This is a genomic window from Streptomyces sp. NPDC002671 (assembly GCF_053592475.1).
In genome coordinates, this window is sequence record NZ_JBSFVU010000031.1 from 1 (window position 1) to 25,895 (window position 25,895).

Here is a 25,895-nt window from a genome sequence, read left to right on the forward strand (position 1 = left end):
GGGAGGAACTCGACGTCCTTGAAGGTCCACCCGGAGTTCCGGTAACCGGGCTCGCCGCCGGGGGCCTCCACGACGCCGTCGAGCGAGATGAAGGCCGTGCTGATCAGAGTGCGCATGGGAGTTTCCTCGGTGTCTCGGATGTGCGTTGACGGAAAGTGGCCGATACGGCTGTCCTGGCGCGGCATTCAGGCGAGGAGGCCGGTGAGCCACCGCTGCCACGCGGCTTCGGCGCCGTCCGTGTCCGGGCCGAAAAGGTGGTGGAACATCAGCACCACGCCGGGGAAGTGGTGGAAGGTGTAGATCCCGTCGGCGGTGCGGACCTCGATGCGCTCGTCATCCGACCAGGTCACTTCGCCGTCCAGCGGCGGCAGGCCGGCCGGCTCGGCCTGCGCCCGCGCGCCCGTCGCGACCGGGCTCGGCAGCGACAGACCGCGGGTGAGGGCCGCCCGGACCTCCTGCGCAGGCTGCTCACCCGACGGCACCATGGCGAAGACGGGAACGCCGGCACGGCCCGGGAAGTGTGCGAGGTATTCGCGGAGCGTGTGGAGGTGGAAGGGCCAGCCGCGGCGCAGCGCGTCGTACTCGTCCTGCCAGTCGTCACCGAGCACCCCGCTATGGACGACCCGGAGTACCGTGCTGCCGCCCTCGCGCCCCTCGATCAGGTACTCGAAGGCCATGAACCGGCCGTCCTCGGCAGTGGCCGTGCGGGTGGCGAAGCGCTTGCCGGGTTCGTAGGCGGTGACCACCGCCTCCTCGCGGTTGCCTCCGATGTCCATGGCAACGGTCCCGCCCTCGCGCGGCGCCACCTCGTTGCGGCCCATGAACCAGGAGTCGATTCCCGGTCCGGTGGCGATCGCGTCCCAGACCTGCTCGGGGCTCGCCGGCAGGATCGTCTCCTGGTCGAGCTCGAAGGGGTGCGTCATCGCTGGTTCTCCTGTCCTGCTTCGGAGGCGTGCTCTGGTGTCCCCCCGGTCTTCTGCTGCGGTTCGGCCTGGCTCCCCGAAGCTCTGGGCTGCGCGGTGGGGATCTGGTGGAGTCCGACGATCACCCGGTGGCTCCGGCCCGCGGGGGCGAACTCGTCGTGGTAGCGGCCGACGAGGGTCGTCACGGCCTGGGCCAGCTCGTCGGCGAAGGCCATGCGGTCGGCCGCGGAGGCGAACCGCACCTCCGCGTCGATGCCGAAGGTGGCGACCCGCTTGCGAGCCCGGGAGGCACCGGTCAGCAGAGCGCCGACCTCTTGCACCAGCCGGGCCCCCAGCGCCAGCAGCCAGCGGGCGGAGAGCTGGTCCGGGGACCGGGAAGGGTCCGGGCTGACGGCGGACAGCGCGCTCGGGGAGATCACGTAGGAGGCGGCCGTGGCGCGGTAGATCCGCTCGGTGACGTTGCCCTTGCGCCGTTCCTCGGCCAGCTCGACCAGGCCGTGACGCTCCAGTTCCTTCAGGTGGTAGTTGACCTTCTGCCGGGGCAGCCCCAGGCGGGCGGCCAGCATGGCGGCCGAGCCGGGCTCGGCCAGGGCGGCCAGGATCCGGGACCGTATCGGGTCCAGAGAAGCCTCGGCCGCGGCGGGTTCTTCGATCACAGCGACGTCCAGCACCACTCCAGGATCGGTCCGACAAAATTATTTGTCAAGGACAGAAAAGCTGTCGGCGATCGACCGTCCGGGCTCAGCAGCCGCACCGGAGACGATCACGCACCGCTGATGCTCAGGGCACGCAGGGCGACGTACAGCTCGGCCGTCGAAACCGCGTCGGCGACCCCGCGGCCGGTGAGTTCCTGGATGCGGTTGATGCGGTACAGGACGGTGTTGCGGTGGCAGTGCAGGTGCTCGGCTGCGCGGGTGGTCGAGCCGCCGACGGCGAACCAGGCGTCGAGGGTGTCGAGCAGCACCTGCTGCTCCGGTTCGGGCAGGGCGCGCAGGCCGCCGAGGACGGTGGCGGCAACCTCGGCGGCGACCTCCGGGGAGGCCGCGGCGAGCAGGGTGATGGGTGAACCGCCGTAGACATGGCAGCCGTTGACCCCTCGCGGGAGGCATCGTGCGGCCTGCTGGGCCTGTCGCCAGGCGCCCGGGGCGTCGGTGGGGGTGGCGAAGGGCCGGCTCACCCCGATGCGGCAGTCGGCCGCTGCGTCCAGGTGCTCGACGAGCGCCGTGGCCGCCTGTTCGTCGACGGCGGCGAGCACGCCGACGCGGGCCCCGATCTGCTGCACCCACACCCCGGCAACTCCCGAGGCGCGCAGGCGGTTCTCGGCAAGGAGCGGCGTGCTGGTCAGGGCATGGACGACGAGCAGGACACCAGGGCCGTCCAGGCGCAGGGTGCGCAGGACCTCCGCAGCGCGGACGCTGCTGGCGACGCTGCCGTCCAGGAGCCCGGTCAGCAGGATTCCGCGCATTTCGGCGTCGTGCCGGGCCTGCTCCTCGACAGCGGCCCGGTAGGCGTCCGCGGCGGCGCTGGAGAACTCGTCGATGATCAGCCAGACGTCGGAGGCGACCGGCAGGAGTTCGGTGGCGCATCCCTCCTCCTCGGCGGCGGCCAGCAGGCGCTCCCAGATGAAGCGGCCGGCCAGCCGGTAGGCGTGCAGGAGGGCCGCGAGGGGGATCCCCTGTTCGGCCTTGAGACGGCCGGCCGCGCGGGCGGCGTCCAGGCTCATCGGGCGCCCTTGCAAGGCGGAGAGCAGCGTGCGCAGATTGTCGTAGACGGCGCCGCGCAGCTGGTTGTGGGTGAGCCGGGGGTTGTGGGCGTAGGCCAGTTCGCCCAGGAAGATGCCCTCGGTCAGCTCGTCGGCCAATGGGTCCACCGCCCCGAGGAGGCGGGCGACGAGCCCGGCGACGTGCGGCTCGGAGGCGAGGTGCGGCTGCATGGCGGCAGGCTGCCCCATGCTTGTGCAGCCGCACAAGCATGTCGACGACATCTTCACCGACCGCCTATGGTCAAATCCCTGCCCTTGCTAGGACGATCGCGGTCAGCGCGCAGTGGAGCCGCCACTCGCTTGGTGCGGAGGCACAGTCTCCGCGCTCTCTACCGGTCGGTCGAGGAGATCACGTGGATGAGGGCATGAGCTACGACTACGTCGTCGTCGGAGCCGGATCGGCGGGCTGTGTGCTCGCGGCCCGGCTGAGCGAGGATCCGGACGTGCGGGTGGCGCTGGTGGAGGCCGGCGGCCCGGACACGGCGCAGGAGGTCCACGTGCCTGCCGCCTTCAGCCAGCTGTTCAAGAGCGACCTCGACTGGGATCTGGACACCGAGCCCGAGCCCGGGCTCGACGGCCGGCGGGCCTACCTCCCCCGGGGCCGGGTCTTCGGCGGCTGCAGCTCGATCAACGCGATGATCTACATCCGCGGCAACCGAGCCGACTACGACGGGTGGGCGGCTGCGGGCGCGGCCGGCTGGTCGTACGAAGAGGTGCTGCCGTACTTCCGGCGCTGCGAGGACAACGAGCGCGGTGCGGATGCGTTCCACGGCGCCGGAGGTCCCCTGCGCGTGAGTGAGGGCCGCTCCCGGCACCCGCTGGCAGCCGCCTTCGTGGAGGCAGCGGTGCGCGCGGGCCACGAGCGCGCCGAGGACTTCAACGGGGACCGTCAACTCGGCTTCGGCCACTATCAGTTGACCCAGCGGAACGGGATGCGGCACAGCGCCGCGGTGGCCTGGCTGCACCCGGCGCTCGACCGGCCCAACCTCACCGTGTTCCCGCACACACAGGCGCTGCGCGTCGTCCTGGACGCGGGCCGGGCGACCGGCGTGGAGGTGCGGTCGGCCGGATCAGCCTCGGCCGAACTGCTGCGTGCGGAACGGGAGGTGGTCGTCTCCGCCGGTGCGTACGAGTCGCCCAAGCTGCTCATGCTCTCGGGTCTCGGGCCGGCCGAGGCGCTCTCGGCCTTCGGGATCGAGGTCATCGCCGATCTGCCGGTGGGTCAGGGGCTGCAGGACCACTTCATGGCGTTGCTGAACTACCGGACCGACGCCGAGTCGCTGTACACGGCGGCGAGCCCGGCCAACGCCGAGCTGTTGGCGCGCGAGGGCCGCGGTCCGCTCACCTCCAACATCGGCGAAGCGGGCGGCTTCGTGTGCACCCGCCCCGAACTGGCCGCACCGGACGTGCAGTTCCACTTCGCGCCGGCCCTCTTCCATGAGGAGGGACTGGGGGCGGTGACCGAGCACGGCTTCGGGCTCGCGCCGTGCGTGCTGGCGCCGACGAGCCGCGGTGAAGTGACGCTGCGCTCTGCGCGACCGGACGCCGCGCCCCGCATCCGCCACAACTACCTGACCACGGACGAGGACCGCGCCGCCATGGTGTCGGGCGTCCGGACCGCTCTGGAGATCGTGGCGGCAAAGCCCTTGGCGGACTTCGCCACATCCGGGTTCAGCGTGCCCGCCTCGGACTCGGAGGCGGATATCCTCGCCTGGGCGCGCCGCACCGGCATGACCCTGTTCCACCCCACCTCCAGCTGCGCGATCGGCACGGTGGTCGACCCCGAGCTGCGCGTCCTGGGCGTCGCGGGCCTGCGCGTGGTGGACGCCTCCGTGTTCCCGACCGTGCCACGGGGCAACACCAACGCCCCCACTCTCATGGCCGCCGAGAAGGCGGCCGACCTGATCAAGGGAGCCACCCGATGACCACATCCATGCAGCCGGGGACCGCCCAGGCGGACCGGATCGACCAGCTTCTGGCCGAGCTGGCCGAGGGCGAGGCCGCCTGGGCGGCCTGCGGTCTGGCCCGGCGCCGGGAGCTGCTGGAGCAGGTGCACGCCGCGACGGCCGCCCAGGCTCAGGCGTGGGTCGACGCCGCCGCCCGTTTCAAGCAACTACCCGCCGACAGCGTACTGTTGGGCGAGGAGTGGACGTCCGGACCGTACGCCGTCCTGACCGGTACGACGGCGCTGGCCGCGACGGTGCGGGCGCTGGAGTCGGGCCGCAGTCCCGTCGACGACTACACCCTCGGCCGGGCCCCGGGCGGCCGGGTCGCCGTGCAGGTCCTGCCGCACAGCGTCTACGACAAGCTGTTGCTCAGCGGCTTCACCGCCGAGGTGTGGATGCGGCCCGGCACCAGCGCCCAGGAGGTGCGCGAGCGCGCCGGCCTGGCGCAGCGCACGCCCACGGCGACGGGCGGGATCAGTGTGGTGCTGGGCGCGGGCAACATCACCTCCATCCCTGTCCTGGACGTGCTCTACGAGCTGTACGCGCACAACCGCGTCGTCCTCCTGAAGCTGAACCCGATCACCGACCCGATGCTGGAGGTCTTCCGGACGGTACTGGCACCGTTCATCCGCCTCGGCGCGGTGCGCATCGTCACCGGCGGCGCGGACGTCGGCGGCTACCTCGTGCACCACCCGCGGGTCGCCCACGTGCACATGACGGGCAGCGCCGCCACGCACGACGCCATCGTCTTCGGCACCGGCCCCGAGGCGGCCGAGCGCAAGGCCGCCGGAACGCCGCTGCTGGACAAGCCGGTCACCAGTGAACTGGGCGGCGTGTCGCCGGTCATCGTCGTCCCCGGGGACTGGTCCGAGGCCGACCTGCGCTTCCAGGCCGAACACATTGCAACGCAGCGGCTGCACAACGGCGGCTACAACTGCGTCGCCGGACAGATCGTGATGGTCAGTCAGGACTGGCCGCTCAAGGACCGCTTCCTGCAGCTGCTGCGCCAGGCCCTGGCCGCCGCACCCGCCCGGCCCGCCTACTACCCCGGCAGCGACTCGCGGGTGGAGGGAGCCGTCGAGACCCACCCGGGCGCGGAACGCCTCGCCCACGGACGGGTCCTGCTGCCCGGGCTGCGCCCCGGCGACAACGCGTCGGCGCTGACCACCGAGTACTTCTCCCCCGTCCTCGGCATCCTCGAACTGCCAGGCGCGCCACGGCAGTTCCTCGACGCGGCGGTGAAGACGGCCAACGATGAGCTTCTCGGCACCCTCGGCGCCAACGTCGTCTGCGACCCGCGCACCCTGCGCGAGCTCGGCCCGGCCTTCGACGCCGCCGTCGCCGAACTGCGCTACGGCACCGTCGCCGTCAACGCCTGGACCGCCCTCGGCTACCTCACCCCCACCGCCACCTGGGGCGCCTTCCCCGGCCACACGCTCCAGGACGTCCAGAGCGGCATCGGCGTCGTCCACAACGCGGTCCTGCTCGACTCCCCCGAACGCACCGTCGTACGCGGCCCGTTCCGCCCGGCCCCGCGCTCGGTCCTGAACGGCGAACTCGCGCTGTCCCCCAAGCCGCTCTGGTTCGTCTCCAACCGCACCGCGGCGACCACGGCCCGGCGGCTCACCGCGTTCGCGGCCCGACCGCGAGCGACCGCCCTCCCGGGCATCTTCGCCTCCGCGCTGCGCGGCTGAGCGGGCCACTGGGCAGCAGCCCGGCGCCGAGAAGGCGCGGCGCCGGGCCCTTGGTGAGCAGGCCTAGGCCGAGCCCGCATGGGCTCGAACCGAGACGTCGATACGGCGCGCCGCACGCACCGGTCCGGAAATGCAGCTCAAGTGCGCGCCGGTTCCGCCACGTTGGCAGGTGGCAAGCCCATCGCCCCCACACTCATACGAGTGGCGGACCGTCAGAACTGCTTCTGCGCCGCCATGATGGCCTCGCGGATGCGGTGGTAGGTACCGCAGCGGCAGATGTTGCGGATCTCGTCGAGGTCGGCGTCGGTCAACTGCCGTCCGTCCGCGCGGGCCTGGAGGACCTTGGCGACAGCGGTCATGATCTGGCCGGGCTGGCAGTAGCCGCACTGCGGGACGTCGAGCTGCAGCCAGGCCTCCTGCATCGGGTGCAGCTCCTTGCCCACGGTGGCGGGCAGCCCCTCGATGGTGGTGACCTCGTCCCCGGCCTTGACCTCGCCGACCGGGACGCAGCAGGGGTTGAAGGCCTTGCCGTTGATGTGGCTGGTGCAGGCCTGGCAGACGCCGAGCCCGCAGCCGTACTTGGGACCGGTGACGCCGAGGATGTCGCGCAGGACCCAGAGGAGCCGGACGTCGTCCTCGACGTCGACGGTGACCTGCTTGCCGTTGAGGATGAAGGTGTGCTGAGGCAAGGCGTCTGCTCCTAGAAGGTGCGGCTGAGGCCGTCGGTGGGCGACTGCGGGATCGGCGGGACGGTGGGGAGCGGGTCGAAGGCGAGCGGCGCCTCGTGGTTGATCGGGAAGCTCGTCGGCATGGTCCCGGTGGCCCGGCCGTAGGCGCAGGCGACGGCGGCCATCGCGCCGGCGACGGCCAACTCCCCCGCGCCGCCGGGGGTTCCGGTGGTCGGGGGCATCACCACGATCTCCAGCTCCGGTGGGGTGTTCCACTGCCGGGTGTAGAAGTAGTTGTCCCAGCTCCCCTCCTGGAAGTGACCGTCCTTGAGGTGCAGGCTGGAGGTGAGGGTGATGGCGATGCCGTCCATGATGCCGCCCATCATCTGGGCTTCCAGGCCGCGCGGGTTGACCGCGAGGCCGACATCGACGGCGCACACCACCTTGGTGACCCGGGGGCCAGTCACGGCGTCGCGGACCTTGCGGTTCACCGTGGCCGGGGTGCAGTCGATCTCGGCGAGGACGGCGACGAAGCCGTGGTACTCGGGGTGGATCGCGAGGCCCTGGGCGGTGCCGGGGGCCATCGTACGTCCCCAGTTGCCGACCTCGGCGACCTTGTCGAGCACGGCCCGGGCGCGATCCCCCTTGAGGAACTGGCGGCGGAACCGGTACGGGTCGCTGCCCATGGCCTCGGCCAGCTGGTCGAGGATCAGCTCCTGCGCGCAACGGACGTTGGGCGAGTAGATGTTGCGCATGCTGCCGGTGTGGAAGCCGTTGTCGACCTCGGTGAGCAGCTGGGTGGAGACACCGAAGTTGTACGGGGTCTGCTGGGTGAGCGTGAAGATGGTCTCGGAGAAGGCGAGCCCGCCGACGGGGAGTTTGGCGGCGCTGGCGGTGATGATCTCACCGAGTCCGTGCCCGAACTCGGTGGCCACCGAGGTGTGCCGCTGGTCGAGGGTGAGCACCTGGCCGAGCGAGTAGGTGGCGCGGACCCGTGAGGTGGACATCGGGTGGACGCGGCCGTGCCGGAAGTCGTCGGTGCGGTGCCACATCAGCCGGACCGCCTTGCCCATCTTCTGCGAGACCTCGGCGGCCTCCAGTGCGGCGTCGTGGAAGAGCTTACGGCCGAAGGAGCCGCCGCCCTCGGTGACGTGCACGGTCACCGCGCCGACGGGGAGCCCGAGCCTGGCGGCGATCTCCTCCTGCGCGGTGATCGGCGACTTGACGGAGGCCCAGATCTCGGCGCTGCCCGAACGTACGTCGGCGACGGCGCAGTTGGTCTCCAAGGCGCTGTTGCTGGCGAAGTGGAAGGTGAAGCGGGCGTCGACGGCCTTGGTCAGCAGGGGCAGCGGCGGCACGGTGAGCGGGTTCTCCGCGGCCCGCAGTTCCTGCAGCACGGTGGCGTCGGTGGCGGCGTCCTCGCTGCCCGGCCCCCAGGTCACCTGGAGCGCGCGGACGGCGTCGATGCACTGTCCGAAGGTACGCCCGCGCACGGCGACGCCGGTGGAGACCACGGCGACGTCGGTGATGCCGGGCATGGCCTGGACAGCGGCGAGGTTCTGCACCGAGCGCACGGTGCCGTTGATCGTCGGCGGCCGGCAGATCATCGCGGGCAGGGCGCCAGGGACCTTGACATCCATGGCGAACTGCTTGCGGCCGGTGACGGCGGCCAGCGCGTCGACGCGGTTCTGCGGGGTGCCGATCACAGTGAACGCGGAGGCCGCCTTCAGCTCGACGGCGACCTTGAGGTCCGTCAGGCTCGCGGCCTTCACGGCGAGTTCGGCGTAGCTGATACCCCGGCCGTCCGGCGCGGTGATCACGCCCTGGAGCACGGAGAGGGCGGAGAGCGGAGCGCCCAGCTCGTCGGCCGCGGCCTGCAGCAGGCGGTGCCTGGCCGTCGCCGCAGCCACCCGGATCGGGGTGTACGTCGAGATCGTGGTGTTGGAGCCGCCGGTCAGCTGGTTGAAGAGCAGTTCGGGCCGGGCGTCGGCGAGCGAGACCCGGACCCGGTCCAGCGGCAGGTCCAGCTCCTCCGCGATGAGCATGGCGGTGGAGGTGGTGATCCCCTGCCCCACCTCCGCGCGCGGCAGGGCGAACGACGCGGTCCCGTCCGGGTTCACCCGGATCGTGATCAGGTTCGCGGTGGGGAGGGTCGCGTCCGTCAGCATGTCGCTGAGGTCGTAGAGCTCGGCGGGCTCCGGCACCCCGGGAACCGCCGCGGCGGCGTCCGGGGCCGCGGCGGTCTCCCCCAACTGGGCGGCGACGGTCAGCGTCGACGCGGCGAGCACATATCCAAGGAACCGCCGCCGACCGAACTCCTGCTGCCCTGGTTCACGTTCCATCGATGCCCTTCCCGTTACGACGACCGTCCGGGCGTCTCACTGCGGCAACCGCAACGCAACGCACCGCGCAGCAGCGTGGCGTGTACACGGCCATCGCACAACGGGCGGTCGCCGGAATTCCGTGCCCCGGTTTTGTGCCCGGGCACAATACGCCCAACCGCAGCCGCGCTGCTGTCAGGTGAGCCGGCTCGTCAGGCCACGGCGATTCGTTCGCCGGCCTGCCGTCAGGGGGCAAGCCTGGCCGGGCGCGCCGGGTCGCCCGGGTTGCCGCCCTGCGCCAGGATCTGCTTGGCCAACTCCCGTGCGGATGCGACAGGGTTGGTGTCGGGGCGGGTGGCTCCGGCCGCCAAGGCTCCGTCGATCAGGAGCAGAAGCTGGTCGGCGGCGTGGGCCGGTCGCGGATGGCCGAGCCTGACCAGCTCGCCCGCCAGGAGCCGGCTCACCCGCTCCCGGTACTCACGCGTGACGGCGTGTCCCGGATGGGCGGGGTCGGCCAGGGCCAGGTCGGCAGCGAGATACCGGCAGCCCCGGAAGTCCGGCTCGGTGACGACGGTGTCGAGCTTGTCGAAGACGGCCAGGAGGCGCTCACGCGGATCGTCGCCCGCCGCCCGCATGGTCTGCTCATAGCCGACCTCGTCCTCGGCGGCGCTGCGGCGCAGGACCTCCGCGATCAGGCCGTCCTTTCCACCGAAGTGCTCGTAGAGGGACCGCCGGGCCGCGTTCGCGCTCTTGAGCAGGGCGTCCACGCCCACACCGACGCCATGGCGGTACGTCAGCTCCTGTGCCGCCGCCAGCAGTCGCTCGCGTGGTCCTGGTTCCGCACGGGTACTCATGGGCGCCAGCCTGCCAGTGGTTGACCGATAGATCAACCGTTCTATACATTCCGAGTAGACCGACTGTTCTATCCACCAGGGAGTGAGCATGCCGCTTCGTACGACCGCCGCTGTCATCGACCGCTTCAACCACGCGTTCGTCCACCACGACCCCGACGCGCTCGACGATCTGGTCGGCGAGGACTGCGTCATGGAGGCGGTCCAGCCGGCACCGGACGGTGAACGCCACGAAGGCCGGGAGGCGTGTCTCGCCTTCTGGCGGACGCTTGCGGCCGACCGCACCACCCAGTTCCAGCCCGAGGAGGTCGCCGTCGCGGGCGACCGGGCAACGATCCGCTGGCGCTACCGCTTCGGCGACGGGCCCAGCGACTCCGTTCGCGGCGTGAACCTCATGCGTGTCGAGGACGGCCGGATCGTGGAGGCCCTCGGCTACAGCAAGACCGCCGGCGAAGTCCCGCTGGCCACCGATCCGGACACGGACGAGTGAGTGGCAGCCGAAACGCGGTGCGGTGAGAACTTGGCCGTTATGTGCTGTTGCCACCCCCAAGTCGTCGTAACTGCCGCCGTCCTGCGGGCCTGGTGATACCTCAGTTCCCTTTCACAGACAGGGAATTCGGACCTCTTTCGGTTCCTTTCCCAAGGCTCTTGGTGGGCCGGTCCCGGACAGCTACCTTCGCTGGCGTGCGGCGGCAGCGCTCTGCCCGGCACCGGTGGGGGGAGTGGCGATTGATGCCGTCGTGCGTCCGATTCGGCCATCTTCAAGGGGGGGTTCGGCATGTCCGGTTCCATTCGCATGTCCCTGGCCGGGGGCAGACGGCGAAGATCATCTGTTTGGGCGGTCCTGCTCCTGATCCTGTCGTTCGGGCTGGCGGGCATCGCCTCCACGCCCGCGTCCGCCGTCACCCACGGTCAGGGCAACGCCGCCCGGGCCGCGGCAAGCGGCGGCGCTTCGGTGACGGCTGCCGTCCTCGACAAGCCGCGGCAGTACACAGCCGACGAGCTGGCCCAGCTCAACGCCCGTATGTACGACGAGGACACCATGGACAAGGGCAAGGCGGGGCAACGGCCCAAGCACGCCCCGCTCAGTGCCGCGGTCGCCCAGCCGTCCTCGGTAAGGTCCTTCGCCACCGTGGCGCGCGACAGCGCCATCCCGACCTCCGGGATATCGGGCGGCGCCTCCTCCCTGTCGTCGACCCAGGAGCCGAGCACCGACGCCAACGGCTCCAACATCTTCCAGACGGGCAACTGGTACGCCACCCGCTCCACCGACAACGGCGCGACCTGGTCGTACCTCGACCCGTACTCGCTGTTCGGGTCAGGGTTCTGCTGCGACCAGGTCACGCAGTACGACCCGGCGACCGGCAGGCAGTTCTGGCTGCTGCAGTTCAGCGACCACCTGGTGATCGCCAACGCCTCGGCCTCCGGCCCGGGCGCGTACACCGGCTGGTGCTACTGGAGCATCACCCCGGGCTGGATGGGTCTGGCGAGCACCACGGCGCTGGACTTCAACGACATGTCCATCACCAACAACAACGTCAACATCTCCACCAACTTCTTCCCGAGCACAGGGGGAAGCGGTTCCGGACTGCTGCGGCTGCCGAAGAGTCCGATGAGCACCTGCAGCGGCTTCAGCTACAACTACCTGACCCGCACGGACAACCTCACCTTCAAGCTCGTACCCGGCTCCACCGACACCCTGTACTGGGGCAGCAACTGGGGTCAGACCAACGGCAGTTCCTTCCGCGTGTTCGCGTGGCCGGAGAACTCCGGAAACTACTCGTGGTGGGACCGCACCGTCCCGTCGTACGGCTTCTACACCCGCAACAGCGGCCAGAACTGCGCCAGCGCCGACGGCGTTGTGACCAACTGGTGCCAGTACGCCGACTCCCGCGTCCTCGGCGCCTACCGGACCGCCGGACTCATCGGCTTCTCCTTCAACGCGAAGCAGGACAGCAGCCACCCGTTCCCCTACACCCGGTTCGTCTGGTTCAACGAGTCCGACAAGAACCTCAACGGCTCGGGTGACCTGTGGGGCAGCTGGGGCGCCATCCAGTTCGCCTCGCTCGCGCCCAACTCGCTGGGCCGGGTGGGCCTGGAGTTCGCCTGGGGCGGCGGCACCGGCACCACGCACTACTACCCCGGCAGCGGCATCAACTCCCAGCCCGCCAACGCCATCGACACCAGCCCCAACTACTACCTGTGGGGCGCCGGAAACACCTGTACCTACGCCGGCCTGCCCCGCTGGGGCGACTACCTCACCGTCCGCACCTACCAGGCCGACCCGACCCGCTGGGTCGCCGCCGGCTACGCGATGAAGGGCGGGAACTGCGGCGCCACCGGGGCCTACCCCGAGCCGCACAACGTCCTGTTCTCCTAGCGTCACCCGCAGCCTGGGGCCCGGGGCCGGGCGGGGACCTCTCCGCCCGGCCTCCGGCCGCCCCGTCCGCGGAACCGACCCGCACCTTGGGAAGTCCAACCCGTATGAAGTGCCCCCTTCGCACCGCGCTCGCCGTCCTGGCGCTGGCCGCCGTGCTGTCGGCCGCCGGATGCGGGGACTCTCACGGAGCCGCGGCGCCGACCGCGTCCGGCTCCGGGATCGAGGGCCACACCCTGGTCGACGGCGGCTGCCCGGTGGTCCGCGGGCACAGCCCCTGCCCCGACCGTCCCCTGAGCGCCCGGCTGACCATCACCCGCGGCGATCCCGAACGGAAGGTCACCGGGACCACCAGCGGCGCGGACGGCCACTTCCGCATCTCGCTGCCGCCAGGCACCTACACCATCCACCCCGCCAACCTCACCGGCGCGGTCACCCCGATCGCCCAACCGGTGACCGTCACCGTCACCAGCGGGCGGTTCACCAAGGTCGTCATCCACTTCGACTCGGGCATCCGCTGAGGCTCTGGGGTGCCGTCGGTCAGGCGTCGTGCATGCGGTCGAGCAGCGACCGGGCCTCGGCCGTACGGTGGTGGTCCGGGCCGAAGGCGGCCAGGCAGGCGTCGTGGGCGGCTGTGGCCCGAGTGTGGGCCTCGGTGCGACGGCCCAGGCCCAGCAGGGCGTTGGCCAGGGCCAGTTCGACGGCGCCGGTCTCCGGGTGGCGCACCTCCTCGGACAGGCTGCGGCCCAGCTCGTCGGCGCGCTCAGCCTCGGCGAGAGCCTCCTCGTGGCGGGCCTGGCCGTTGAGGCTGCGGGCCAGGCCGAGCCGCAGGACGAGGTTGAACCGGTCCGGCTCGGGATGGGCGGCGAGGGCCTCGCGGGCGAGCGCCTCGGCCTGCGAGTGGCGGCCCTGCGCGGTCAGGGCGTAGATCTGTCCGTTGCGGGCAGCCGCCGCGAGGAGCGACATCTCCGGCCCTGTGCCGCGGGCCGCGGCCCCGGCCACGGCCGCGCACTCCGCCTCGCATTCGGCGTGCCGGTCGAGCGTGCCCAGTGTCTGGGCGCGGTCCGAGCGCAGTTTCAGCGTGTGCGGGTGCTCAGCACCGAAGATCCGGCCGAACACCGGCAGCAGTTCGTCGTAGGCGGCGAGGGCCTCGGCGGAGCGGCCCTGGGCGCGCGTCGCGAGCGCGGCGAAGTTCAACGCCAGCGGTGCGTACGGATCGTCGCGCAACCGGGGCCGAGCCGCGGCCACGGCGCGGGCCTCGGCCTCCGCTTCGGCATAACGCCCGGCCTGGTACAGGGCTATGGCCTGAGCCAGAGGGAAGCCCGCCGTCTGTCCGGCGCTGTTCCGGCCGCGCGATCTGAAGCGTTTCATGCCCGGAGCTTACGGACCTGCGCCGGGGACACCACCGGCCGCCACTGGAGGACCCGGCGCCGGAGCCTTCGCTGTCGGGGGATTCAACGTCTGCTCCGGCGCCGGGAGTCTTGTCAACCCTGCTGAACGGGCTGGTAGTCACCGGCGGCCTGCTGGGTGCGGGCGGTCACACCTAACTGACAGAGCACGGCGCTGCGATGTGACAGCTATGAGAGTGATCCACGTCTCATTTGGGCCGAGGGTGTGTGGTGACAGCGCGTGTCGGGGAGCTGGGGCCGCCACTTGGCGGGTGATTGACTGCGTCGCATGGACATAGCCAGGGGTGCGCCCCGTTTCGACCCCGAACTGGCCGTCGCCCTGGCGGCTTTGGGGGACGAGGTGCGCGAGCCGTACACCCCGGAGAACCTTGCGGCCCGGCAGGAGCGGGATGCCGCGGCCCGGCCCAGGCCGACGGTCCGGGAGCTGCGGGCCGACGGCCGCTTCGAGGTGGAGGAGCTACGCGTGCCGGGCCCGGCGGGCGGGCCGGACGTCACGCTCGTGTGCGCACGACCCGCCGGTATCGCCCGGCCGCTGCCACTGCTCTACTACATGCACGGCGGCGGAATGATCACGGGCAACGCGTGGTCCGTCCTTCCGCGGCTGCTGCGCGAGTGGGCCCTCCCGCTGGAGCTGGCCGTCATCTCCGTCGAGTACCGGCTGGCGCCGCAGACGCGGTACCCGGGACCGGTGGAGGACTGCTACGCCGGGCTCGTTGGCGCGGCTGGGCACGCTGGCGCCCTGGGTATCGACGCGGACCGCATCATCGTCGGAGGAAAGAGCGCCGGCGGCGGCCTCGCCGCGGCCCTCGCCCTGCTCACCCGTGACCGAGGCGGGCCCACGCCGATCGGGCAACTGCTCCTGTGCCCGATGCTCGACGACCGCAACGACACGTTCTCCAGCCGGCAGATGGCGGGTGTCGACCTCTGGGACCGCACTTCCAACTCGACCGCGTGGCAAGGGCTGTTGGGCGACCGGTACGGTGCGGCGGACCTGCCGCCGTACGCCGCTCCCGCCCGCGCCACGGATCTCTCCCAGCTGCCCCCGGCCTACATCGACGTCGGGTCGGCCGAGACCTTCAGGGACGAGGGCGTGGCCTACGCACATGCGATCTGGCGGGCCGGCGGCCAGGCCGAGCTGCACGTGTGGCCCGGCGCCTTCCACGGCTTCGACACCGTCGCACCACGGGCAGCGCTCAGCGAGGACGCCCGCAACGCCCGTACCCGCTGGCTCCGGCGCCTCCTCACGCAGTCCGCCGCGGACAACTGACCCAGGACGCGGGTACGGCGGGCTGCGCACTGGGAGTCGGCCGCCGACGCCGACCATCGGCGGAAGCAGCTCGCGCCGAGCCGAACTTGTCCATACACCTTTTCTCCACGAACCGATCGGTCAACGTTCCCCCAGCCGTACCGGCATCTGACTAAAGTCCAACGCTGTCATGTACGCGCCCCGCTGGTTCCCAACCCCCGATCCAGCGGGCACCCGACTCACCCCCAGGAGAACGCATGGTCACCCGTCGTACGGCGACCGCTCTCACCTCCGCGGCGGCCCTCGCCGCACTGCTCGGCTCCGGCAGCTTCGCGGCTCCCGCCGCGAGCGCGGCCACCGGCACCGACCTCTCGGTGTTCGCCTGGAACGTCGACCTCGCCACCCCGGTCGTCGACAGCACCCAGAACGAGAAGGCCGCCCAGCGCACCCCGGTCATCGAGGACATCATCCGCAAGCACAACGCGGACGTGGTCGTACTGGACGAGGACTTCAACAACAGCTCGACCGCCGACATCACCAGCAAGCTCGCCGACCTCTACCCCTACCGCACCCCGGTCGTCGGCCAGACCTGCTCCGGCGGCGGCTGGAACGGCATCAGCGGCAACTGCTCCAACTCGTGGTTCGTCATCAACGGCGGCACGCTGATCCTCTCCAAGTACCCGATCACCGCCCAGTACGCCCACGTCTTCAGCAACTCCACGTACGGCACCTGGGACTACCACGCCAACAAGGGCGCGGCGCTGGTGCAGATCGACAAGGGCGGCGTGAAGAGCTGGGTGGTCGGCACCCACCTCCAGGCCGACGAGGACGGCACCTCCACCGACACGACCCAGTCCACCCGGCTCGCCCAGCTCAACGAGATCCGCACCTGGGTCAACGGCATCGCCGGCACGAGCGCGCCGGTGCTGATCGGCGGAGACATGAACGTGGAGTACTACGGCGGCCAGGCCCGCGGCGACTACGCCAACGCCCAGGCCGCGGCGAACGGCGTGCTCGGTACTCCCGCCACCGACCCGGGCCAGACCCTGCGGACCATGGACTGTTCCGTCGCCGCCTGGTGCCAGTACATGTCCGGTGTCGAGACCTTCCCCAAGGACTACCGGGACGACCTGGACTACATCGGCTACCTGAACGCGCCGGGGCGCCCGACGCCGACCGCGATGTCCAAGGTCACGGTCGACTTCGACCCGCAGGCCGGCTGGACCCCCGGCCAGATCGACACCAACGCGCCCAGCGACCACTACCCGGTCGAGGCGACGTTCCACGTGAACTAAGGCCTGCTGAGCCCGCGTTCCGGGAGGATCCGGCCGACGGATCCTCCCGTCCGCACGTACCGCGCCCCAGGCGAACGCCGTGTCCGGCGCCGCGCTCGCGGAGCAGTCCACCGGTCGAACCCGAAGCACGACGCGTCATGCGGGGATGGCGAATTCGACCCACAGCGGGTAGTGGTCGGAGATGTGCCAGGACAGTTCCGTCAGCGTGCGGTCGCCTCGCAGTTCGCCGACGAAGTCGACCTGACCGCCGCCGGTGCACTCCAGCGTGAGCACGGGCCGGTCCTGCTCGTCCTTGGTGAACCAGGCGATCTGGTCGTAGAAGTGCCCGGCGCCCGGCTTGTCGAAGATGGTGCGCGGCAGGCCGGCCAGCGGCGGCGCGGGGGCCAGTCCGGTGGAGGTGAACGCGTCGAAGAGTGGGTCGCCTGCGCGGTCGATGTTGAAGTCGCCCAGGGCGACGAGGTTGTGGTCCCAGCCGAACTCCCGCTCGGCCCAGCCGGCCAGCCACTGTGCGATCGCCTTCAGTTCGGGGACCCGGTCGGCGGCCTTGCCGCCGAAGTCGACGTGCAGGGTCACCAGGGTGAACGTCTGGCCCGAGGCGAGGAAGCTGACCGCATAGGGGGTGCGGGCGAACTGCCGGTCCAGTGCCTGCGCCGTCACTCCCGCGCCCACTTCGAGCGGTACGACCAGTTCGCACGCCAGCCCGGACGGCTTCACCCGGCGTGTGTCGAACAGGAAGGCCAGGCGCTCGTCGTTGCCGGCCTTCCCCTCGGTGACGTCGGTGAGAATGAACGCCCAGTCGTCGCCCAGCACCTTCAGCAGGTGCCGCAGGGCCCGCAGATTGCCGTGCACCTCCTGCACCGCGACCACGTCGAACCGGCGGATGACGGCGGCGATGAAGTGCAGGTCGGTGAAGTTCCGTTTCGGTGACATCCCCGCGCCCGTCTCCCACGCCTTCGTCAGATCCGCGAAGGCCCGCAGATTCCACGTCGCGACCAGCAGATTCGACCCTGCCGCCTTGGCCGGCATCACCTGATCGAGCGCTGCCTCCCACCGGGCCACGCCTGTGGCGATCTGTTGGGGCGGGGCCAGGATGTCGGCTTCGGACGGCACGCGAACCTCCCGTGTCACAGCTGGGGCGGCTCCAGCGAGTCGATGTTCGGTATGCGCTCGGGGTGGAAGGCGGAGAGTGCGGCTCCCGCGAGCCACCAGCCGCGATACACCAGCGCCTGGCACAGACCGAGGTCGAAGCGGTCGAAGACCGTCGGCACGCTCGCCAGGTGACGCCCACCCCAGTCGGTGCGCTCCTCGAACCTCTGGCGCCAGGTGCTCAGCCCCGGCTTCTCGACGTCGCTGAAGTCGGTGGCGAGTGCCACAAGGATGCCGTGGCGGGTGCCGGGTGCGTCGGCCTGGCCCGGTTTCAGACCGGCGTGGAAGCGTTCGTCGATCGCGCGGGTCCGCAGGGCCGTGCTCTGCCGGTAGAGCAGCGAGTTCGCCCGGGCCAGGTCGCGGACGATGGGGACACGGCCGTACGGGCCGGGGTGGAGCAGGCCTCCGGCGTTGAGGATGAAAAGGAAGTCGGGCCGGTAGTACTCGCTGTCGAGCGCCTCGGTCGCCGTGTTGTCGTAGGTGCCCCCGTCGAGCAGGGCCGGGTCATATGCCGCGCAGGGGAAGGGGGTTCGGTCGAGCACGAGCGGCGGGAAGGCTCCGGGAACGGCGGCGGAGGCGGCGACGGCCCGGCTCAGTGCCAGCCCTCTGCCTGCTGTGGGTGCCAGTCCGGTCACGTAGTCGCCGTAGACGTCGCGCTCGAAGCCGAACCGCACGCCGGTGGTCAGGTTCGCGGCGTTGAAGATCCAGCGGACCTGCGGATCCAGCTGTTCCAGTTCCGTGCCGTCGAAGAACCACTCGTCGAGTCTTCGGGCCAGCAGCTCGGTGCGGGTCATCGGGCCCAGGGTCTGCCACAGGCCCAGGATGAGGGACGTCTTCAGCGACTTCGACGAGACCTTGTCGACGACCGGTTTCAAGACGAGTTCGTCGAACGCCGTGGTGGTGAGGCCGCGCTTCTGCAGCTCGGGCCAGGCGGTGGCGAGGACCGCGTTGGCGATCGACCCTCCGGACACCGACGATGCGTACCGCAGTCCGGTCAGCATCCCGGTATCGGCCAGCATCCGGACGAAGCCGAGCGCGGCCAGAGTCGCCCGGAAGCCGCCGCCCGACAGACACACGGCCACCGGAAGATCCGCGGGCGGGGGATTGGCGGGCCGCAGCGCGTCGCCGCAGGGGCGGGCCTGCAGGCCGGTGCCCGCGGCGGGAGAGTCGGCGGCCCAGGCATGCTCGGCGGCGCGCATCGCGCGTTGGACGCGGCCGGCGCTGGTGAAGCGCGAGGCCTGAGGAGTGTCTGAGTCGCGAGGATGGTCTGCGGACGGGCTCATGGCCGATCACCTGCCTCTACAACAAGTGTGGTTGTGCCACCGTGCACCCGGCAACCGAGGGGGCCGACGGTGCAGGTCAGACGATTCCGCTCCACACGCACAGCGCGCCTGGCACGCAGTGCCAGGCGCGGGAGTCGAGGTCCAGTGCGACCGCGGGATCACGGGGGTCGTACGGCAGGCTCGGGTGTTCGGCCACGGCGGCCTTTCCCACCGCCGTGGGCCCGGAAGCATCAGTTCAGGAGCAGGGGATTGGGCAGATCGGCCTCGGGATGCATGCGCAGGAGGGTGTGCAGGACTCCGGCGAGGCCGGACATGAGGCTGGGCGAGAACGCCTCACGGGCCAGGCCGCCCACGGGGCCGCGCTGTTCGAGGCCGGTGAGGATCTCCGCGTCCAGGTCCCGTGGGTCGCCGTGGCCCAGCGATGTGAGGAACTCCCAGAGGCCCAGGTCACCATGGCACAGGGTGTGGCTCCAGCCGAAGCCCTCGGCGGCGCAGGCGCGCGCGGCGCGGTGGGCCATGTCGAGGTGGGCGGGGTCGCCGGTGCGCCGGTGGAGGTCGAGCATGCCGATGCCGACCCCTGCGCTGCCGTGGCACCAGCTGGTGAAGAAGTCGTCCTCGGCGCCGACCCGGACGTCGAGCCAGTTGCCGTGCTCGGGCCGGTAGAGGGACTCCTGGTAGGCGAAGGCCCGCTCGGCGAGGTGGTGCCAGCCACGGCGTTCGGCGGCGCTGCCCGCGTCACTGAGGGCGAGCCGGGCCAGGGCCCAGCCGATGCCGGTGGCGCCGTGGGCGAAGCCGCCGATGCCCTCGGGGTTGAGGCGGGTCGTCCAGCGGGCGCCGCTCTCGTCGAGCGTGGCGAGCCCGGTCAGCCGGCGGCCGATACGGGCGGCGGCGCCGAGCCAGCGGTCCTGCCCGGTCGCGTCGGCCAGGTTGAGCAGGGGGACGACGGCGCCGCAGGCCCCGTTGAGGAGGTCCACCTCGATGTCGTCCTCGACCAGCCGGCCCTCCGTGAGCAGCAGGGCCCGTTCGGCGGCCCGCTCCAGAAACGAGTCCTCGCCGAGCACCCGGTGCAGCGCCATCCAGGTCCACACCTGCGAGGCGGCACCACTGAACGCCCCGGCCGAGGGCGTCGGTGTCTGGTCCTCGGTGGCGACCAGCACCCGCAGCGCCCCGTCGAACGTCTCGGCGGCGCCTGGTACTTCGTCCGCCCGGCCGTTCCGTGTCTCGGTCACGTACTCCGCGAGTGTCAGGGCCACGCCGCCCTGCCCGGTGTAGAGGTCGGCGGGCAGCACCCTGATGGACCATCCGGCGGGCGTGAACACCGGGCTGATCCAGGTGACCGTGCCGTCCTCGCCGCGCACCGCCCCGTCGCACAGCCGCCGTACCATCTGCGCGGCCAGGTCCCGGCGGCGCCGCTCCCGGTCACGGGCGTGCGGCTCGCGGGCGGCAGCCTGCACGCGCGCGGGCAGTGAGCGCTCGTTGAGGTAGGCGCCGACGAGCGCGTCCTGGATCACCGCCTCCTCCCGCGGCAGGTCGGCCGTGCGCCAGTCCTCGACCGTGTTCCGTACGGCGCTCGCGTCCACGGTGAAGGTGAACATCGGTACGTCGCCTGCCAGCAGGTCGGCGATCTCGCCGTCGATGGCCGCGCGGTCGGTGGGCGCGCCGGGCAGCACCTCGGCATTGCGCCGCAGGATGTCCCGGGCCCGTTCGACGGCCGCCGGCTCGTCGTGCAGGGACGCCGGGTGCCACAGCATCCGGCCGATGTCGACGTAGGCCTGCGTCGGCCGCAGGATCCGCCGCGCCTGGGCGCCTTCGAAGCGGCGCAGCAGCCGGTACGGGTCCCGGCCCGGCCGGCGCAGGTGCGCGGTCATCTCCCGGAAGCCGGCCAGGATGCGGTCCCAGTACGTGCTCAGCACCGGGGCGGGGCTGGGATGGTTGGCCGCGGCGGGCATCGCCACCAGGTCGACCTGGAAGCGGGCCGCCGCGGTGCCGCCGTCCGCGATCACCGGGTTCGGGATCAGCGGCTGCTGTCCGGGCAGCGCCCCGACCCCGGAGATGTCGACGCCGCCGAGCGCGAAACCGGTGCCGCGTACGGGCAGCAGTCCGGTGCGCAGCACGGTACGGCGGATGGCCGCAGCCGCCACGTCCACCGCGTCGCCCTGGTTGCTGGGCGGGAAGGGTGCGGGGGCGTCGAAGAGCGTCTCGGCGTCCACGATCACCGGCACCGGACCCGCGGCGATCATGTTCTCGGCGTGCATGTCGGTGCCGCCGGTGAAGCGGAGGACGGCCAGCCAGTGTCCGACGCCGCGGTAGAAGGCGGCGAGTTCGGCGTCGTCCGCGCAGTAGCGGTGGCGGACGAACTCGGCCCAGCCGTAGCCGTCGCGCGTCAGTGTCCGCGGCACCCGGATTCGCGCTTGCGGCGCCGGGGCGGCGGGGAAGTCCGCGAACAGCTCGTCCAGCAGGCCGCCGAGCGCCACGTCGGCCTCGGACGGCCGGGGTTTGTACATGACGCTGCCGCCGGCGAAGTCGACGCGGCTGACGGTGAGTCCGCCCCGGTGGCTGTCGCCCGCCCCGAAGGTGACGGCGCGCAACTCCCCCGCCTCCGCCCCCAGCAGGGGGTGCAGCAGGGCGCGGTCGGCGGCGAGCCGGTGCGCGAAGGCTGCCGTTGCCGCCACCGAGAGCCGTGCCACGGAGGCGATGCGCGCGCCGAGGGTCGGGTAACGGACCGCCAGTTCGTCGAGGTAGCCCGCTCGGCCGGCCTGCTCGATGTACGCGGCCCAGGTGGCGGTGTCCGGTGCGGTGCCCGCGGCCGGTGGCCGGCCGTCTGTGACCAGGCGCAGCGCGTGTAGTTCGATCAGAAACAGGCGGGACAGTTTCGCGTGCAGGGACCTGAGGAGGGCCGTGTGCCCGGCGTCCAGCACCAGATCCCGTTCGTCCCGGCCCAGACCGTCCACGGCGGCGAGCCGCCGGGCCAGTTCGTCCCGCCAGGGGCGGGCGATGCTCCGTACGGGCTGGGCGAACCAGTCCGCCTGGTCTCTGTCCGCCTCGTCTCTGTCCTCCGGCTCTGATGTCTCCGGCCCCGATGCCTCCGGCCTTGATCCGCTCACCGTCCACCTTCCCCGTCCCGCCGCGTCGCGCCTTCAGGGCGCCTGAGGTGGGGTGTGAGGAATCGTTCCACCAGGCTGGTGAAACGATTCCTCACACCCCTGTTCGTGGAACCTCACTCCGCTCTCCGCCGAAGCGCACTCAGGAAGCGCGTTCCGGCGGAGAGACGGTCAGCAGCACCAACTGCCGCGCGAACCGGACGGGCTGGAACAGAAGCCGTAGAGGGAGTCGCTCGGGTCGGTGAGTGCGGCCTCGGCGGCGCTGCCGCCGACGTACAGGGGCCCGGCCGGGTTGGACTGGCCGAACGCGCTCTCGGCGCCCGACAGCCAGGCTTCGAGCACGGCGGTGTGGGACACGTGGGTCTGGGGCATGGATGGCCTCCGGACATAGGAATTGGGGCGGATTGCCCAGACCTGAGTATCGCCGTGCTCGCACACGCGTCAGATGACGGATCCGGCCACACTCGTGTGGTGCTCGTGCTGCGGCCCGCTACTCATGAGGCAGGCGGGAAGGCGCGCCGGGCGTGCCGTGACACGTGCCGGGCCAGGGGAGGCTGCAGCGCGGGTCCGGGCTGGTGGTGGCTCGTGACGGGAAGACGTCTCGACAAACCCGACAACGCGACGGATACGTACAGCCGCACTCGTCATCGCCGTCACCAACCCCTCGACACCCCTTCGACCGGTCAGTCGACGACCATCGTGCCCTTGGTGTAGCGCATGCCGTACTTCTCGCCGATGACGTTCACCTTCTCCAGGTCCATCGCGCCGTCGGCGGTCCTGATGGCGGGTCCGGCCGCGAAGAGGTCTTCCACGAACTGGTCCCAGCCACCCGGTGTGGAGACCTGCAGGGCCCGGGCCGGGGGCTGGGAGCGGTTGCGCAGGGCGTGCGGGACGCCGCGCGGCAGCAGTGCGCACATGCCGGCCGTCAGCCGGTGGGTCTCACCCCCGAGGTCGAGTTCCATCTCCCCCTCCAGCACATAGACGAACTCGTCCGTCCGCTCGTGCACATGGGGCGGGATGTCGATGTCCAGCTGGTTCTCCATGGCGGCCAGCCGGCCGTCGCTGTCGGCGGTACCGACCTTGACACCGAGGCCGGGCGGCAACGGGACCCGGGTCGGACGGCTCTCTCCGGGCTCCAGCAGAAAGAAGCGGTGAATGGACATGGGTGAGTCCTCCTCGCGGGTCGCATGACGCCGGATGGCCTGACTCACCCTACGCGCTTACCGGAGAAAATTCTCCGGTTATCGGGCGGTCGCCTAGCATCACCTCATGACCACCGAGCCACCCCTGCGCGCCGACGCCCAGCGCAACCGCGAGCGCATCCTCGCCGCGGCCTGCGAACTCTTCCGTGAGCGCGGCACCGCGGTGCCCCTGGACGACATCGCACGCCGCGCCGGAGTGGGCCCGGGCACGCTGTACCGCCGGTTCCCCGACCGGGACGCGCTGATCCGGCAGGTCATGGTCGACAGCTTCGAGATCTGCCTCTCGGCACTGACTGCGGCGCGCCAGGAAGTAACCGATCCGGCCCAGGTGTTGGCGCGGTTCTTCCGGCGCATCGTCGAACAGCGCGAACGCCTCGTGCTCCCGATGATCGGCGGCCCCGCCGTGCGCGACGAGCGGGTCCAGGAACTCCAGTACGCCATCCTCGACGCCGCCGAGCAGCTCCTCGCGGACGGCAGGGCCGCCGGTGTCCTGCGGACGGACGTCACCGCGGAGGACCTGGTCATCGCGGCTGCCATGGCCTGCCGCCCGATGCCGCACCTGCCGCCCGAGGCGAGCGCGGCCTTCGCGGCCCGCCATCTCGCCGTCTACCTCCACGGACTACGCCCCGAGGGCGCGCCTGCGCTGCCCGAGGCCGCACCTTCCCGGAACGGCATCACCCGACGCATCGTCATGACACCTGACGACCCGAGCGAACCGGCCTAGCCAGAGGCCGCTTGCCGCCGACACCTGACCCACTCCCCCACGAACGCGCAAAAGACTGCCCGACACCTTGACCGGGCATATGGTCCAGACCAATCATGGTCCAGACCAATAGCCCCGGCCGGGCTCACGTGCGAAACCCCGCTCGATCTCCTGCCGTTCGCTATCCGGGAGTACCCGATGACACGTCTGAGATCCATACGCGCCCTGCTGACCGGCGTGGCCACCCTGGCCGCGTCCGCGGGGCTCGCTCTGGGGACCGGAGGCACCGCGCGCGCGGCAACTCCGCTGCCCGCGCACGTCTTCGCGCCCTACTTCGAGTCCTACAACGGCGACAGCCCCGCCGCGCTCGCGCAGGCCTCCGGTGCCAAGTACCTGACCATGGCCTTCCTGCAGACCGACAAGAAGGGCTCGTGCACGCCCTATTGGAACGGCGACAGCAACAAGCCCGTCGACTCCTCCGTCTTCGGCTCCGACTTCACGACGATCCGCTCACGGGGCGGTGGCGTCATCCCCTCCCTCGGCGGTTACGCGGCCGACAACGGCGGCACCGAACTCGCCGACAGCTGCACGAACGTGGACTCCATAGCCGCCGCCTACGAGAAGATCATCACCACCTACGACGTCTCCCGGCTCGACATGGACGTCGAGGACAACTCCCTGCCGAACAAGGCCGGCATCGACCGCCGCAACCAGGCCATCAGGAAGGTGCAGGACTGGGCCGCCGCAAACGGGCGCTCGGTGCAGTTCTCGTACACCCTGCCCACCACGACGACCGGCCTCGCCGACAGCGGGCTCGCCGTACTGCGCAGCGCGAAGACCGCGGGCGCCAAGGTGGACGTCGTCAACATCATGACCTTCGACTACTACGACGGCGCCACCCACCACATGGCCACCGACACGCAGACGGCCGCGAGCGGACTCCACGGCCAACTCGCCTCCCTCTACCCGAACTTGTCGGACAGCCAGCTGTGGAACATGGTCGGCGTCACCGAGATGCCCGGCGTGGACGACTACGGCCCGGCGGAGACCTTCACCACCACCGACGCCACCAGCGTGTACGACTGGGCGGTCGCCAAGGGCATCAACACCCTCTCCTTCTGGGCACTTCAGCGCGACAACGGCGGCTGCCCCGGCTCCCCCGCCTCCGACACCTGCTCCGGCATCGCCCAGGACACCTGGTACTTCACGCACTCCTTCGCCCCCTTCTCCGGCGGTACGACGACACCGCCGGCCAACGACTTCTCCGTCACCCTGTCCCCCGCCACCGCCTCGGTCGACCCCGGCGGAACCGCGACCGCCACGGTCAAGACGTCCGTGACCTCGGGCAGTTCACAGACCGTCGACCTCGCCGTGAGCGGCGCGCCCGCCGGGGTCACCGCCTCCCTCAGCCCCACCTCGGTCACCGCGGGCGGCACCTCGACGCTGACGGTGAAGGCCGGGACCTCCGCGACGCCGGGCAGCTACCCCCTGACCGTCACCGGCACGGCGGGCTCGACCCGGCACAGCTCCACCTTCACCCTGACCGCGAACGGGCCGGGCGGAACGGCCGTACTCGCAGGCGGTGACTTCGAGACCGGCTCGCTCGCGCCGTGGACCTGCGACAGCGGAGCCTCGGTGGTGTCCACACCGGTGCACGGCGGCTCCCACGCGCTGAAGACCACACCGTCCAGCAGCCAGACCGGCCAGTGCACGCAGACCCTCACCCTGAAGCCCAACACCGCGTACACGCTGAGCGGTTGGGTGCAGGGACCGTACGCCTACCTCGGCGTCAGCGGCGGCGCGACGGCCGGCACCTGGGCCTCCTCCTCGTCGTGGTCGAAGCTGACGGTGCCCTTCACCACGGGCGCTTCGGGCACGGTCACGGTGTACGTCCACGGCTGGTACGGCCAGGGCGCCGTCTACGCGGACGACCTCAGCCTCACCTGATCCGTCACCTGAAATTCCGAT

21 protein-coding genes and 1 pseudogene are annotated in these 25,895 nt (G+C 71.1%); 9 read left to right on the top strand and 13 right to left on the bottom strand.

Going from position 1 to position 25,895, the window contains the following annotated elements; translation table 11 throughout:
* The 4 genes and pseudogenes from ACWD35_RS35155 to ACWD35_RS35170 form a co-directional block, all read right to left on the bottom strand.
* Positions 1–116: pseudogene (locus tag ACWD35_RS35155) on the bottom strand (dihydrofolate reductase family protein); the annotation flags it as partial.
* Positions 117–185: 69 nt separating this feature from the next.
* Positions 186–923, bottom strand: coding sequence for an SRPBCC family protein (locus ACWD35_RS35160; protein WP_451355406.1), 738 nt, complete (start codon positions 921–923; stop codon positions 186–188).
* The gene (locus ACWD35_RS35165; RefSeq protein ID WP_451355407.1) at positions 920–1,594 is read right to left on the bottom strand and encodes an ArsR/SmtB family transcription factor; all 675 of its coding nucleotides are present in this window, start codon (positions 1,592–1,594) and stop codon (positions 920–922) included. The genes ACWD35_RS35160 and ACWD35_RS35165 overlap by 4 nt, the downstream gene beginning before the upstream one ends.
* Positions 1,595–1,686: 92 nt before the next feature.
* Positions 1,687–2,856 carry a PucR family transcriptional regulator gene (locus ACWD35_RS35170; protein ID WP_451355408.1) on the bottom strand — a complete coding sequence of 390 codons (1,170 nt, stop codon included), beginning with the start codon at positions 2,854–2,856 and terminating at the stop codon, positions 1,687–1,689.
* A gap of 194 nt (positions 2,857–3,050) precedes the next feature.
* On the opposite strand from ACWD35_RS35170, the gene ACWD35_RS35175 reads away from it, so the two are divergent.
* Complete coding sequence (locus ACWD35_RS35175) at positions 3,051–4,610, top strand: GMC family oxidoreductase (protein WP_451355481.1); 1,560 nt, start codon at positions 3,051–3,053, stop codon at positions 4,608–4,610.
* Positions 4,607–6,325, top strand: a complete 1,719-nt coding sequence (locus ACWD35_RS35180) for an aldehyde dehydrogenase family protein (protein ID WP_451355409.1) — start codon at positions 4,607–4,609, stop codon at positions 6,323–6,325. The genes ACWD35_RS35175 and ACWD35_RS35180 overlap by 4 nt, the downstream gene beginning before the upstream one ends.
* 212 nt (positions 6,326–6,537) lie before the next feature.
* Here ACWD35_RS35180 and ACWD35_RS35185 read toward each other — a convergent pair whose 3' ends face one another.
* The 3 genes from ACWD35_RS35185 to ACWD35_RS35195 form a co-directional block, all read right to left on the bottom strand.
* Positions 6,538–7,014: a (2Fe-2S)-binding protein gene (locus ACWD35_RS35185; protein ID WP_451355410.1), complete on the bottom strand. Its 477-nt coding sequence runs from the start codon at positions 7,012–7,014 to the stop codon at positions 6,538–6,540.
* An 11-nt stretch (positions 7,015–7,025) separates the two neighbouring features.
* Entirely contained in the window at positions 7,026–9,335 is a 2,310-nt protein-coding gene (locus tag ACWD35_RS35190) for a molybdopterin cofactor-binding domain-containing protein (protein ID WP_451355411.1), read from the bottom strand.
* 224 nt (positions 9,336–9,559) lie between these two features.
* Positions 9,560–10,168: a TetR/AcrR family transcriptional regulator gene (locus ACWD35_RS35195; protein ID WP_451355412.1), complete on the bottom strand. Its 609-nt coding sequence runs from the start codon at positions 10,166–10,168 to the stop codon at positions 9,560–9,562.
* 88 nt (positions 10,169–10,256) lie between these two features.
* On the opposite strand from ACWD35_RS35195, the gene ACWD35_RS35200 reads away from it, so the two are divergent.
* The 3 genes from ACWD35_RS35200 to ACWD35_RS35210 all read left to right on the top strand — a co-directional run bounded on the left by ACWD35_RS35200 (position 10,257) and on the right by ACWD35_RS35210 (position 13,063).
* Positions 10,257–10,655 (top strand): nuclear transport factor 2 family protein, encoded by a 399-nt coding sequence (locus ACWD35_RS35200; protein WP_451355413.1) that lies wholly within the window; start codon positions 10,257–10,259, stop codon positions 10,653–10,655.
* Positions 10,656–10,943: 288 nt separating this feature from the next.
* Positions 10,944–12,545, top strand: coding sequence for a hypothetical protein (locus ACWD35_RS35205; protein WP_451355414.1), 1,602 nt, complete (start codon positions 10,944–10,946; stop codon positions 12,543–12,545).
* 104 nt (positions 12,546–12,649) lie between these two features.
* The gene (locus ACWD35_RS35210; protein WP_451355415.1) at positions 12,650–13,063 is read left to right on the top strand and encodes a carboxypeptidase-like regulatory domain-containing protein; all 414 of its coding nucleotides are present in this window, start codon (positions 12,650–12,652) and stop codon (positions 13,061–13,063) included.
* Positions 13,064–13,082: 19 nt separating this feature from the next.
* Here the strand turns inward: ACWD35_RS35210 and ACWD35_RS35215 are convergent, their stop codons facing one another.
* Positions 13,083–13,913, bottom strand: coding sequence for a tetratricopeptide repeat protein (locus ACWD35_RS35215; protein ID WP_451355416.1), 831 nt, complete (start codon positions 13,911–13,913; stop codon positions 13,083–13,085).
* Positions 13,914–14,219: 306 nt separating this feature from the next.
* On the opposite strand from ACWD35_RS35215, the gene ACWD35_RS35220 reads away from it, so the two are divergent.
* Both ACWD35_RS35220 and ACWD35_RS35225 read left to right on the top strand, forming a co-directional pair.
* Positions 14,220–15,218, top strand: a complete 999-nt coding sequence (locus tag ACWD35_RS35220) for an alpha/beta hydrolase (RefSeq protein ID WP_451355417.1) — start codon at positions 14,220–14,222, stop codon at positions 15,216–15,218.
* A gap of 236 nt (positions 15,219–15,454) precedes the next feature.
* Complete coding sequence (locus tag ACWD35_RS35225; protein ID WP_451355418.1) at positions 15,455–16,492, top strand: sphingomyelin phosphodiesterase; 1,038 nt, start codon at positions 15,455–15,457, stop codon at positions 16,490–16,492.
* 135 nt (positions 16,493–16,627) lie between these two features.
* On the opposite strand, the gene ACWD35_RS35230 is transcribed toward ACWD35_RS35225, so the two are convergent.
* From ACWD35_RS35230 to ACWD35_RS35250, 5 genes are all read right to left on the bottom strand, one after another.
* Positions 16,628–17,602, bottom strand: coding sequence for an endonuclease/exonuclease/phosphatase family protein (locus ACWD35_RS35230; RefSeq protein WP_451355419.1), 975 nt, complete (start codon positions 17,600–17,602; stop codon positions 16,628–16,630).
* A 14-nt stretch (positions 17,603–17,616) separates the two neighbouring features.
* Positions 17,617–18,921, bottom strand: a complete 1,305-nt coding sequence (locus tag ACWD35_RS35235) for a patatin-like phospholipase family protein (protein WP_451355420.1) — start codon at positions 18,919–18,921, stop codon at positions 17,617–17,619.
* A gap of 230 nt (positions 18,922–19,151) precedes the next feature.
* On the bottom strand, positions 19,152–22,025 hold the full coding sequence (locus ACWD35_RS35240) for a type 2 lanthipeptide synthetase LanM family protein (RefSeq protein ID WP_451355421.1): 2,874 nt from the start codon (positions 22,023–22,025) through the stop codon (positions 19,152–19,154).
* A 168-nt stretch (positions 22,026–22,193) separates the two neighbouring features.
* Positions 22,194–22,394, bottom strand: a complete 201-nt coding sequence (locus tag ACWD35_RS35245; protein ID WP_451355422.1) for a DUF6229 family protein — start codon at positions 22,392–22,394, stop codon at positions 22,194–22,196.
* A gap of 311 nt (positions 22,395–22,705) precedes the next feature.
* Positions 22,706–23,185 carry a cupin domain-containing protein gene (locus ACWD35_RS35250; protein ID WP_451355423.1) on the bottom strand — a complete coding sequence of 160 codons (480 nt, stop codon included), beginning with the start codon at positions 23,183–23,185 and terminating at the stop codon, positions 22,706–22,708.
* Positions 23,186–23,291: 106 nt separating this feature from the next.
* Here ACWD35_RS35250 and ACWD35_RS35255 point away from each other — a divergent pair, with 106 nt between their 5' ends.
* Positions 23,292–23,948, top strand: a complete 657-nt coding sequence (locus ACWD35_RS35255; RefSeq protein ID WP_451355424.1) for a TetR/AcrR family transcriptional regulator — start codon at positions 23,292–23,294, stop codon at positions 23,946–23,948.
* Positions 23,949–24,125: 177 nt separating this feature from the next.
* Positions 24,126–25,874 (top strand): carbohydrate binding domain-containing protein, encoded by a 1,749-nt coding sequence (locus ACWD35_RS35260; protein WP_451355425.1) that lies wholly within the window; start codon positions 24,126–24,128, stop codon positions 25,872–25,874.
* Positions 25,875–25,895: the final 21 nt, after the last annotated feature.

Coding starts and splice junctions, on each gene's coding strand:
- ACWD35_RS35180 (WP_451355409.1), top strand. CDS start 4,607: ATGACCACATCCATGCAGCCGGGGACCGCCCAGGCGGACCGGATCGAC.
- ACWD35_RS35220 (WP_451355417.1), top strand. CDS start 14,220: ATGGACATAGCCAGGGGTGCGCCCCGTTTCGACCCCGAACTGGCCGTC.
- ACWD35_RS35210 (WP_451355415.1), top strand. CDS start 12,650: ATGAAGTGCCCCCTTCGCACCGCGCTCGCCGTCCTGGCGCTGGCCGCC.
- ACWD35_RS35245 (WP_451355422.1), bottom strand. CDS start 22,394: ATGCCCCAGACCCACGTGTCCCACACCGCCGTGCTCGAAGCCTGGCTG.
- ACWD35_RS35235 (WP_451355420.1), bottom strand. CDS start 18,921: ATGAGCCCGTCCGCAGACCATCCTCGCGACTCAGACACTCCTCAGGCC.
- ACWD35_RS35250 (WP_451355423.1), bottom strand. CDS start 23,185: ATGTCCATTCACCGCTTCTTTCTGCTGGAGCCCGGAGAGAGCCGTCCG.
- ACWD35_RS35200 (WP_451355413.1), top strand. CDS start 10,257: ATGCCGCTTCGTACGACCGCCGCTGTCATCGACCGCTTCAACCACGCG.
- ACWD35_RS35190 (WP_451355411.1), bottom strand. CDS start 9,335: ATGGAACGTGAACCAGGGCAGCAGGAGTTCGGTCGGCGGCGGTTCCTT.
- ACWD35_RS35195 (WP_451355412.1), bottom strand. CDS start 10,168: ATGAGTACCCGTGCGGAACCAGGACCACGCGAGCGACTGCTGGCGGCG.
- ACWD35_RS35215 (WP_451355416.1), bottom strand. CDS start 13,913: ATGAAACGCTTCAGATCGCGCGGCCGGAACAGCGCCGGACAGACGGCG.
- ACWD35_RS35170 (WP_451355408.1), bottom strand. CDS start 2,856: ATGCAGCCGCACCTCGCCTCCGAGCCGCACGTCGCCGGGCTCGTCGCC.
- ACWD35_RS35205 (WP_451355414.1), top strand. CDS start 10,944: ATGTCCGGTTCCATTCGCATGTCCCTGGCCGGGGGCAGACGGCGAAGA.
- ACWD35_RS35255 (WP_451355424.1), top strand. CDS start 23,292: ATGACCACCGAGCCACCCCTGCGCGCCGACGCCCAGCGCAACCGCGAG.
- ACWD35_RS35160 (WP_451355406.1), bottom strand. CDS start 923: ATGACGCACCCCTTCGAGCTCGACCAGGAGACGATCCTGCCGGCGAGC.
- ACWD35_RS35175 (WP_451355481.1), top strand. CDS start 3,051: ATGAGCTACGACTACGTCGTCGTCGGAGCCGGATCGGCGGGCTGTGTG.
- ACWD35_RS35260 (WP_451355425.1), top strand. CDS start 24,126: ATGACACGTCTGAGATCCATACGCGCCCTGCTGACCGGCGTGGCCACC.
- ACWD35_RS35225 (WP_451355418.1), top strand. CDS start 15,455: ATGGTCACCCGTCGTACGGCGACCGCTCTCACCTCCGCGGCGGCCCTC.